At 40.6% G+C, this 9,762-nt stretch carries 10 protein-coding genes; all 10 read left to right on the top strand.

All coding sequences use genetic code 11. The features are described from left to right. The first annotated feature begins 625 nt into the window (after positions 1-625). Positions 626-760, top strand: coding sequence for a 50S ribosomal protein L34 (rpmH, locus tag ACSQ8P_RS35420; RefSeq protein ID WP_028557239.1), 135 nt, complete (start codon positions 626-628; stop codon positions 758-760). 135 nt (positions 761-895) lie between these two features. Next, positions 896-1,255 carry a ribonuclease P protein component gene (gene rnpA / locus ACSQ8P_RS35415; protein WP_436239415.1) on the top strand — a complete coding sequence of 120 codons (360 nt, stop codon included), beginning with the start codon at positions 896-898 and terminating at the stop codon, positions 1,253-1,255. Positions 1,256-1,326: 71 nt separating this feature from the next. Next, on the top strand, positions 1,327-2,100 hold the full coding sequence (gene yidC, locus ACSQ8P_RS35410) for a membrane protein insertase YidC (protein ID WP_436239414.1): 774 nt from the start codon (positions 1,327-1,329) through the stop codon (positions 2,098-2,100). Continuing rightward, positions 2,097-2,714: an RNA-binding cell elongation regulator Jag/EloR gene (gene jag, locus ACSQ8P_RS35405; protein ID WP_436239413.1), complete on the top strand. Its 618-nt coding sequence runs from the start codon at positions 2,097-2,099 to the stop codon at positions 2,712-2,714. Before yidC ends, jag begins: the two co-directional genes overlap by 4 nt. A 74-nt stretch (positions 2,715-2,788) precedes the next feature. Then, complete coding sequence (mnmE, locus tag ACSQ8P_RS35400) at positions 2,789-4,165, top strand: tRNA uridine-5-carboxymethylaminomethyl(34) synthesis GTPase MnmE (protein WP_436239412.1); 1,377 nt, start codon at positions 2,789-2,791, stop codon at positions 4,163-4,165. A 46-nt stretch (positions 4,166-4,211) separates the two neighbouring features. Next, complete coding sequence (gene mnmG / locus ACSQ8P_RS35395) at positions 4,212-6,107, top strand: tRNA uridine-5-carboxymethylaminomethyl(34) synthesis enzyme MnmG (protein ID WP_436239411.1); 1,896 nt, start codon at positions 4,212-4,214, stop codon at positions 6,105-6,107. 4 nt (positions 6,108-6,111) lie between these two features. Next, the gene (rsmG, locus tag ACSQ8P_RS35390; RefSeq protein ID WP_436239410.1) at positions 6,112-6,837 is read left to right on the top strand and encodes a 16S rRNA (guanine(527)-N(7))-methyltransferase RsmG; all 726 of its coding nucleotides are present in this window, start codon (positions 6,112-6,114) and stop codon (positions 6,835-6,837) included. A gap of 303 nt (positions 6,838-7,140) precedes the next feature. After that, positions 7,141-7,956, top strand: coding sequence for a nucleoid occlusion protein (noc, locus tag ACSQ8P_RS35385; protein ID WP_436239409.1), 816 nt, complete (start codon positions 7,141-7,143; stop codon positions 7,954-7,956). 165 nt (positions 7,957-8,121) lie between these two features. After that, entirely contained in the window at positions 8,122-8,880 is a 759-nt protein-coding gene (locus ACSQ8P_RS35380; RefSeq protein WP_056622827.1) for a ParA family protein, read from the top strand. Beyond that, positions 8,877-9,749 carry a ParB/RepB/Spo0J family partition protein gene (locus ACSQ8P_RS35375; protein WP_436239408.1) on the top strand — a complete coding sequence of 291 codons (873 nt, stop codon included), beginning with the start codon at positions 8,877-8,879 and terminating at the stop codon, positions 9,747-9,749. The genes ACSQ8P_RS35380 and ACSQ8P_RS35375 overlap by 4 nt, the downstream gene beginning before the upstream one ends. Positions 9,750-9,762: the final 13 nt, after the last annotated feature.

Genomic DNA, 9,762 nt, shown 5'->3' with positions numbered 1-9,762 from the left:
AGTACTTCACTCCTTTTGAATCAAACATGTGGCATAGGCCAGTGGAAACATGGTTATGATTTATGGATAAAACGTGAGAACAAATAACTCACGTTGGGATCTCACTGAATTGGTAGTTAGCATTTAGCGTGCCCAAATATCGTCTAAAAGAATCTAGTGTCTGGTGGGGTCAAAAAAGGATGACTTTTGTCGGTTTTATCCACATTACTAAGGATCCGCAGAAATGACTTATTCTTGTAGAGGGAAGTTTGTGCACATTGTTATCCACAGGTTGTTGATAACTTGGAGGATTAGTGGCGTATATCCACAGCAGAAACATTACTATCTTAACAAAAGATACCTTGTTAATCAACGGATTGTTTCGCATTATCCACAATAACAACAAGTTGTGGGTAGAAATTGTTCACAACACAAGATATTGTTGATATTCTGTTGATTTTCGACAAAGTTTGTTCTTTCTCGTCAAAACTTTATACACAGCTTATTCTTTTGACCGTTATCGAGGTATTCTGCCATCCAAATACTGCACACTTGGGTAGGTTGACTTTCTTCTGTGAAAATGATTTAATGAGTAGTAGAAATTTTGTAGGATGGATATCCTCAGCCAGGTAGGGAGGTGCTATAGATGGGTCCAACATTTAACCCGAATACGAGAAAGCGTAAGAAGAACCATGGTTTCCGTAAAAGAATGAGCACGAAGAACGGTCGTAAAGTTCTACAAGCTCGTCGTCTTAAAGGAAGAAAAGTTCTTAGCGCGTAAGAAGAGGCTCCGAAAGGGGCTTTTTTTTTTGCATTTTCAACTTCGGTTTACATTGAACTGGTTTTGTTAAAACTAGATAAGATATGTAGTGTTCTTTCAACTAATGAATGTGATCTGTCTGGAGTGTACATAGCTGTGGAGAAACAATATCGGTTAGCAAAAAGAGAAGACTTTAGTAAGGTGTATCGCTATGGAAAATCGATGGCCAATCAGCAATTCGTTCTATACTATTTGCCGCAGCCCAAAGCAGAAGTGTTTCGTTTCGGTGTTTCAGTTTCCAAGAAAATTGGGAATGCCGTTGTACGTAATCGTTTGAGACGAATGATGAAAGAAATTATTCGTTTGAAAAAAGAAAATATGACACCTCAATATGACTACATTTTGCTGGCTAGAAAACCGGTTGTTGATATGGCCTACGCAGATATGGAGAAGAGTATCTGGCATGTCATTCGTAAAGCTTCTTTATATAAAAAAAATGACGCCATAAAAAAGTAACGCCATATTTCCTTGCGGACTGAAGTTGTGTTATAGTTTATCTTGGAAAAGACATTTAGGAGGATCTCATTTTGACTCGTCGAATTTATATGCTAGCAGCACTGTCTTCGGTGATTTTACTTTTGTCCGGATGTACTCCGTCAGGTGCAGCATCAGCGCCAATCGACCTGAACACGGCTAATTTTTTCACAAAGTACTTTACGTACCCGCTTTCACAAACGCTTGATTGGTTCGCTGATCATTTATGGGGTCAATATGGATTGTCGATCTTGGTTGTTACATTGATTATTCGATTGATTATTTTGCCGCTTACGCTTAAGCAATACAAAAGCTCCAAACGGATGCAGGATCTGCAGCCTGAAATGAAGAAGCTTAAAGAGAAATATAAAGATGATGCGAAAAAGCAACAAGAAGAAACGATGAAGCTATTTCAACAAAATGGTGTAAATCCGTTAGCTGGTTGTTTTCCAATCATTGTTCAAATGCCAATTCTAATCGCTCTTTATCAAGCGATTATGCGTAATCAAGAAATTCATGAGCACACGTTCCTCTGGTTGAATCTTGGTAAGCCGGATCACTTGTACATTCTACCTTTGATTGCCGCGGCTACGACGTTTATCCAACAAATGTTTATGTCTTCCCAAATGAATCAACAAATGAAAAGCTTAATGTACATTTTCCCGGTTATGATTTTCGTCATGTCCATGAATTTTGCATCGGCACTTCCGCTATACTGGATTTACGGTAACATTTTCACAATCGTTCAGTCTTATTTCATCTATGGTGCTCCTGGTTCACAAAAAAAGCCTGGATCTCAAAATAATAAGGGTGGCCTGTCGAAATGAAGAAAATCGTGGTGACTGGAAAGACAATTGAACTGGCAGTTAAGTCTGGTCTAGATCAATGGCAAGTTTCGGAGGATCGTGTACTTATTCATATTTTGGAACAGCCCTCACGAGGGTTGTTCGGGTTTATTGGATCCAGAGTTGCGAAGGTTGAGCTCGAATTGATACCCGATCCACTTGAGGAAGCGATAGCTTTCTTACAAGATATGTTCGAAGCGATGCAAATTTCCATCACCATAGATACACATAAAGATCGTGAAGGCTATATCTTAAACATGAGTGGCTCGGAATTAGGCATTTTGATCGGAAAAAGAGGACAAACGCTTGATGCGCTTCAGTATTTAGTCAATATTGTTGGTAATCGGTATGCGAATTCTCATTTCCGTATCATCTTAGATGCGGAGAATTTCCGTGATCGACGGAAGAAAACGTTGGAAGAGCTGGCGTTAAGACTGGCTAATCGCGTGATTAAGTCGAAAAAAGAAGTTATTTTGGAGCCGATGAATTCGCAAGAACGTAAAATTATTCATGCGGAATTACAAGGGCATCCAGTTATCAAAACGTACAGTAAAGGCGAGGAACCGAATCGTCGGGTTGTCATCGCTGTTAAATAACACAGATCGCAATGACTTGGTTCATATGTCATTGCTTTTTCTTTAAGATGAGGTAAATTCGAGGTGTAAATACTATGTTAAATGATACGATTGCTGCTATTTCTACACCGCTTGGTGAGGGTGGGATAGCGGTTATTCGTGTGAGCGGCGAGGAATCTGTCACATACGTTGAACGTATTTTCCGCTCCAAAACGAAATTATCTGTTGCTGACACGCATACGGTACATTATGGATTCATTATAGAACCTGCTTCTGCCGAAAAGGTAGAGGAGGTTCTAGTTACGTTAATGAAAGCTCCGCGATCCTTCACAATGGAAGATGTTGTCGAAATTAGTTGTCACGGTGGGATTGTCTCCGTTAAGAAGGTGCTTGATTTACTGCTAGTTCAAGGGGTTCGCTTAGCAGAGCCTGGTGAGTTTACAAAGCGCGCTTTCTTGAATGGTCGTATTGACTTAACACAGGCAGAAGCGGTTATTGACTTAATTCGAGCTAAATCGGATCGGGCATTCAAGGTAGCTTTGAAGCAAGTGGAAGGTAATTTATCCAAACAGATTAAGCATTTGCGATACATTCTGGTGGAGTTAATGGCTCATGTTGAAGTGAATATTGACTATCCGGAACATGATGTAGAGGAAATGACAAATGCTTTCATCAAGACGAAGTGTGACACGGTCATGTTTGATATTGATCGTTTATTGGTGACCGCTGAACAAGGTAAAATTTTGCGTGAGGGCATTGAGACGGCAATTGTCGGCAAACCTAATGTTGGAAAGTCTTCGTTGTTGAATGAATTAGCCCAAGAAAATCGGGCAATTGTTACTGATATTCCAGGAACCACGCGGGATGTCATTGAGGAGTTCGTTAATATTGGCGGTATTCCGTTGAAGCTGCTTGATACGGCTGGTATTCGTGAAACATCGGATATCGTTGAACAAATTGGCGTGGAACGTTCAAAGACTGCTTTAGCTGAAGCGGACCTCATTTTACTGGTGCTGAATAGTAATGATGAGCTTCAATTCGATGAGATTGCGCTGATGAAGCAGTTGGCTGATAAACAAACGATCGTTATTCTGAATAAGATTGATTTGGATCGTAAATTAGATGTGGAACAGGTGCTTAGTTATTTCCCGCGAGAGCGTATCGTGGAGCTGTCTCTGATTGAGAATAAAGGTATTGAGGATTTGGAAAAAGCGATCGCGGCGATTTTCTTTGAAGGAAAGCTCGAATCAAGTGATTTAACCTATGTGAGTAATGTTCGCCATATTTCCTTGTTGAAGCAGGCCAAGCGTTCCTTGCAGGATGCATTGGATGCCAATGAGCAATATGTGCCGATTGATATGATTCAAATTGATATCCGAGCTGCTTGGGAGCAGTTAGGGGAGATTATCGGAGATTCCGTAGGTGAGTCCCTAATCGATCAAATTTTTACACAATTCTGCTTAGGAAAATGAAAACCGACAGCATTTGCGTTTTCATAAAAGAGGGAGGGACGTTTCTATGGGATATCACGCAGGGAATTATGACGTTATCGTTATCGGTGCCGGTCATGCAGGTTGCGAGGCCGCGTTAGCTTCTGCTCGCATGGGTTGTAATACGTTGCTATTAACGATCAATTTAGACATGGTTGCTTTCATGCCTTGTAACCCATCCATCGGTGGTCCAGCGAAAGGACACGTCGTTCGTGAGATCGACGCGCTTGGTGGTGAGATGGGTCGCAATATAGATAAAACTTACATTCAACTTCGTATGTTGAATACCGGCAAGGGACCAGCTGTTCATGCACTGCGCGCTCAAGCCGATAAGTTTTCTTATCAGCACAAAATGAAAGAAACGATTGAAGCTACGGCTAATTTGACATTACGTCAAGGAATGGCTGAAGAGCTTATCGTTGAGAATGGTGTTTGTAAAGGTCTAATTACGAAGACAGGTGCTGAGTATTACGCAAAATCTGTCGTTTTGACGACGGGTACGTATTTGCGCGGTAAAGTGATCATGGGCGAACTTATGTACGAGAGCGGGCCTAATAATCAGCAGCCATCAGTTAAACTATCTGAGTCCTTGCGCAAGTTAGGATTCGATCTTGTTCGTTTCAAGACAGGTACGCCTCCGCGCGTCCATAAAGATACGATTGATTTTAGCAAAACCGAAATTCAACCAGGCGACGAGCAACCGAAGTTTTTCTCCTTTGAGACGAAAACAGGTTCGAATCATAATGTGCAACTTCCATGCTGGTTAACCTATACGTCCGCGGAAACGCACCAAATTATTAATGATAATTTACACCGTGCACCGATGTTCTCTGGCGCTATTGAGGGGACGGGTCCTAGATATTGTCCTTCTATTGAAGATAAAATTGTTCGTTTTAGCGATAAACCGAAGCACCAAATTTTCTTAGAGCCAGAAGGTCACAGTACTTCAGAGTATTATGTGCAAGGTCTGTCTACGAGTATGCCGGAAGATGTGCAGTTAGGTATTCTGCGTTCTATTCCTGGACTAGAAAAAGTAGAAATGATGCGTACGGGTTATGCCATCGAGTATGATGCGGTAGTACCAACGCAATTGAAACCTTCATTGGAAACGAAACTGGTTAGTGGATTATTTACAGCTGGGCAAATTAATGGAACTTCTGGATACGAAGAGGCTGCCGGTCAAGGTGTTATGGCAGGGATTAATGCAGCGCGTAAAGTACAAGAGAAAGAAGCAATTGTATTAGATCGGTCAGAAGGTTATATCGGAGTTCTCATTGATGATCTTGTGACAAAAGGAACAAGTGAGCCTTACCGCTTGCTCACTTCACGTGCGGAATATCGCTTGTTGCTTCGCCATGACAATGCAGATCTTCGCTTGACGCCTATTGGTCATGAAATTGGATTGATTTCTGAAGAGCGCTATGCGAAGTTTTTGAATAAAAAATCATTGGTAGAGCAAGAAATCGAGCGTTTATCTGAAGTGAAGGTGAAGCCAGAGCCTCATGTGCAGGAATTGCTTCGGAGCCTGGAAAGTGTAGAATTGACGAATTCGGTACCAGCGATTTCCTTGTTACGTCGTCCAGAGATTGAGTATAAACATATTGAACAAATGACGATGTCTCCTTTTGACTTAGATGAAGATATGAAGGAGCAAGTTGGTATTCAAGTGAAATATGCTGGTTATATTGAAAAGCAAAGTAATCAAGTTGATCGTTTGCGCAAAATGGAAAAGAAGAAGATTCCAGATGATATTGAGTACAGCGAGATCCACGGGATAGCTACCGAAGCTAAGCAGAAGCTAGCGAAAATTCGGCCAATTTCAATTGGGCAAGCATCTCGGATTAGTGGGGTTACTCCTTCGGACATTTCGATCTTGCTTGTTTATCTCGAACATTACAATAGAGTCATAGCGGCTAGAGGTTAAAGATATGGATGCTATACAGCAACAATTCACAGAGTTTCTAGCTCAGGAGAATATCACTCTTTCTACGAGACAGTTAGATCAGTTTGAACAATACTACAAGACACTCGTAGAGTGGAATGAGAAAATGAATTTAACAGGTATTACAGAGAGAGATCAAGTTTATCTTAAACATTTCTATGATTCTCTTTCTGTGGCTTTCAATTACGATATGGGGAAGGTTAAATCTCTTGCTGATATCGGATCAGGTGCTGGATTCCCAAGTATACCTCTTAAAATCGCATTTCCTCATCTTCAAGTTACAATTGTTGATTCTTTAAATAAACGAATTTTATTCTTAAAAGAAATTGTTTCTCAGCTCAGCCTAACCGATATGGATTGTGTTCATGGTAGGGCAGAGGATGTCGCCAGATTACCTCGTTATCGCGATCACTTTGATCTCGTAACAGCTAGAGCTGTTGCGAAACTGCAAGTTCTAAATGAGTTCTGTCTCCCATTTGCCAAAAGTGGAGGGACTTTCATTGCGATGAAAGGTTCAGAAGTAGATGATGAGATTAAAGACTCTTCCTTTAGTTTAGTAGAGTTGCGAGGAAAAGTTACGAGGGTTAATCGAATGATTTTGCCTATCGAAGAATCTGTAAGACACTTTGTAGAGATTCAGAAGACTGCTGCGACACCAGCTAAATATCCTAGAAAAGCAGGGATCCCATTAAAGGAACCGCTGTTCAAATAATAGGAATGTTTCACGTGAAACATTTGCTAGCTTGCCTGTTGTATAGAAGGATTATGGCCTTCGATGGAGAATACCTATATAAGGTGAAAGCCCGTCATATACTGGCTTCACCTTACATTTTATTTGTGATGTTGTGGTTGGATATTCGCAATTGATAGATTAAATTTACTAGAATCAGACAGCATGAATGACATCGTCTCGGAATGGCGAAAGATCTTTTTACCTTGTACAGGGCGTTGTATCCGTTTATTGTAACTGTACTGATCGCTTAAACTACGGGAAGAGTTGGTGGTAAGTTTTCCTATGAAAGAACAAATATCGAAGCTATTTGGCCTTGCAGATCGTTCGACGACGGATGAGGTCAAAAACATACCCGTAAATAGTATTATTCCAAGTCCCTATCAGCCAAGAACATTATTCGATGATGATCGTATTGATGAACTATGCCAAACCATTCGAACACATGGTATTATTCAACCTATCGTTGTTCGAGTCAAAAATAATACATTTGAATTGATTGCAGGCGAACGACGCTTGCGTGCTGTGAAAAAGTTAGGTCTGGATACGATCCCAGCTATTGTCCGGGACTTTAATGATTCACAAGCGGCATCGATTGCGCTTATTGAAAATCTTCAGCGTGAAGGACTAACTGCGATCGAAGAGGCTGCAGCCTATCATCAGTTAATTGAGATGCATGACCTCACGCAGGAGAGTCTTGCGCAGCGACTTGGTAAAAGCCAATCTACGATTGCAAATAAGATTCGTCTATTGCAATTGAGTGAACCTGTTAAAATGGCATTGATGGAGCGTAAGATTACTGAGCGTCATGCACGAGCTCTATTAGCTCTTGATCAAGAAGAGCAACAGGTTAAGTTGCTAGAAGAGATTATCACGAAAGAATTAAACGTTAAACAAACCGAAATCAAAATCAGTTTCCTGAAGGAAGCGGCAAAAATCAAGAAGTCACGTCGCGTATCCTTTACGAAGGATGTTCGACTCGCTCTGAATACTATTAGACAATCCGTCGAAATGGTTTCTAGTTCGGGATTACATATTAATACATCAGAACAAGATCATGAAGATCATTATGAAATTATAATTAAGATTCCTAAGCGATAATTTAGGCATTCCTGCTACCTAAAAACGGCGCAAGCCGTTTTTTTTGCATCTAATGGCACGAATCTATCAAATATTCATAAGGTAACTGATTGATAGTTATGGTAAGATAGTACTACTGCTTGTTAAATAGCATTATGGAACATAAGCGATAGAGGTGAAATGGTTTTGTCTAAAATTATTGCAATAACGAATCAGAAGGGTGGCGTCGGCAAGACGACGACTTCTGTGAATCTAGGCGCTTCATTAGCTTCGCTTGGTAAACGCGTTCTTTTGGTTGATATTGACCCTCAAGGGAACACAACAAGTGGTATTGGTGTGAATAAAGCTGATGTAACAAATTGCATCTATGATGTATTGATTAATGATGTACATCCGAAGGATGCAACAGTGGAAACGAATGTACCGAATCTTAAAATTGTCCCGGCAACGATTCAATTGGCTGGTGCAGAGATTGAATTGGTTCCAACCATTTCAAGAGAAGTTCGATTAAAGAAGTCACTTCAACTTGTCAAACACTTATATGATTATATTTTGATAGATTGCCCTCCATCACTTGGCCTGTTAACGATCAATTCTTTAACTGCCGCTGACTCTGTAATCATCCCTATTCAGTGTGAATATTACGCATTAGAAGGTTTAAGCCAACTTCTGAACACGGTGCGATTGGTGCAAAAGCATCTAAATACAGGTCTTCAAATTGAAGGCGTACTATTGACGATGTTTGATGCGAGGACGAACTTAGGTATTCAGGTCATTGAAGAAGTTAAAAAGTACTTCCAAACTAAGGTTTATCAAACGATTATTCCTCGTAATGTACGTTTGAGTGAAGCGCCGAGTCATGGGCAATCCATTATTACGTATGATCCTAGATCAAAGGGCGCGGAAGTTTATTTAGAACTTGCTAAGGAAGTGATCTCAGTATGACCAAAGGCCTCTCTAAAGGTTTAGGTAAAGGATTAGACGCATTAATTACGTCCTTGCATATTGATGAGAGCGATAAAGTCATTCAGATTCCACTGGCTCAACTAAGAGCCAATCCATATCAACCTAGAAAACATTTTAATGAAGACAGTATTAAGGAACTTTCAGAGTCGATCAAAGAGCATGGTGTCATTCAGCCCATCATTGTTCGGAAGGTTCTTAAAGGCTACGAGATCATTGCGGGTGAGCGCCGTTTCCGTGCATCACAAGTTGCTGGGACGCCAACCATTCCTGCTGTTGAAAGAATTCTTTCTGATCAACAGGTGATGGAAATCGCATTGATTGAGAACGTGCAGCGTGAGGATCTAAATGCACTTGAGATCGCTTTTGCTTATCAAGGTATCATTGACCAGTTCTCTTTGACACAAGAAGAGCTTTCAGCGAAGGTAGGTAAGAGTAGATCTCATATTGCCAACTTCCTGAGATTGCTTTCCCTTCCTGAATCGATTAAACAATATGTTTCACGTGGAACATTATCCATGGGGCACGCGAGAGCAATTGTTGGTGTGAAGGACGATAAGATTAAGAAAGAACTTGCAGAGTCAACGATCTCTAAACAATGGAGTGTTAGAGAGCTTGAAGAAGCAATTAAGATGCTAGATGAACCACCTGGACCTGAAAAGGAAAAGGCAAAACAAAAAGATAAAAATAGAGATCCGTATATAAATCAAGCAGAAGAGCAATTGCGAGACATTTATCGGACATCCGTGAAAATTAAGAGTCAGCAGGATAAAGGGAAGATCGAGTTGCTCTACTATTCAAAAGACGATCTCAACCGACTGCTAGAATTATTGCAAGGTAAAATCTCTTAGAAATTGCTAGCAT

Origin of the sequence: Paenibacillus sp. LjRoot153 (assembly GCF_964253085.1) — a bacterium.
Lineage (GTDB): Bacteria > Bacillota > Bacilli > Paenibacillales > NBRC-103111 > Paenibacillus_E.
Note: the sequence above shows the minus strand (reverse complement) of the source record. Positions and strands in the feature narration are given on the sequence as shown.

Excerpts from the sequence above, each read along its gene's own strand:
- rsmG (WP_436239410.1), top strand. The coding sequence starts at position 6,112 with ATGGATGCTATACAGCAACAATTCACAGAGTTTCTAGCTCAGGAGAAT.
- mnmE (WP_436239412.1), top strand. The coding sequence starts at position 2,789 with ATGTTAAATGATACGATTGCTGCTATTTCTACACCGCTTGGTGAGGGT.
- mnmG (WP_436239411.1), top strand. The coding sequence starts at position 4,212 with ATGGGATATCACGCAGGGAATTATGACGTTATCGTTATCGGTGCCGGT.
- jag (WP_436239413.1), top strand. The coding sequence starts at position 2,097 with ATGAAGAAAATCGTGGTGACTGGAAAGACAATTGAACTGGCAGTTAAG.
- noc (WP_436239409.1), top strand. The coding sequence starts at position 7,141 with ATGAAAGAACAAATATCGAAGCTATTTGGCCTTGCAGATCGTTCGACG.
- ACSQ8P_RS35375 (WP_436239408.1), top strand. The coding sequence starts at position 8,877 with ATGACCAAAGGCCTCTCTAAAGGTTTAGGTAAAGGATTAGACGCATTA.
- rpmH (WP_028557239.1), top strand. The coding sequence starts at position 626 with ATGGGTCCAACATTTAACCCGAATACGAGAAAGCGTAAGAAGAACCAT.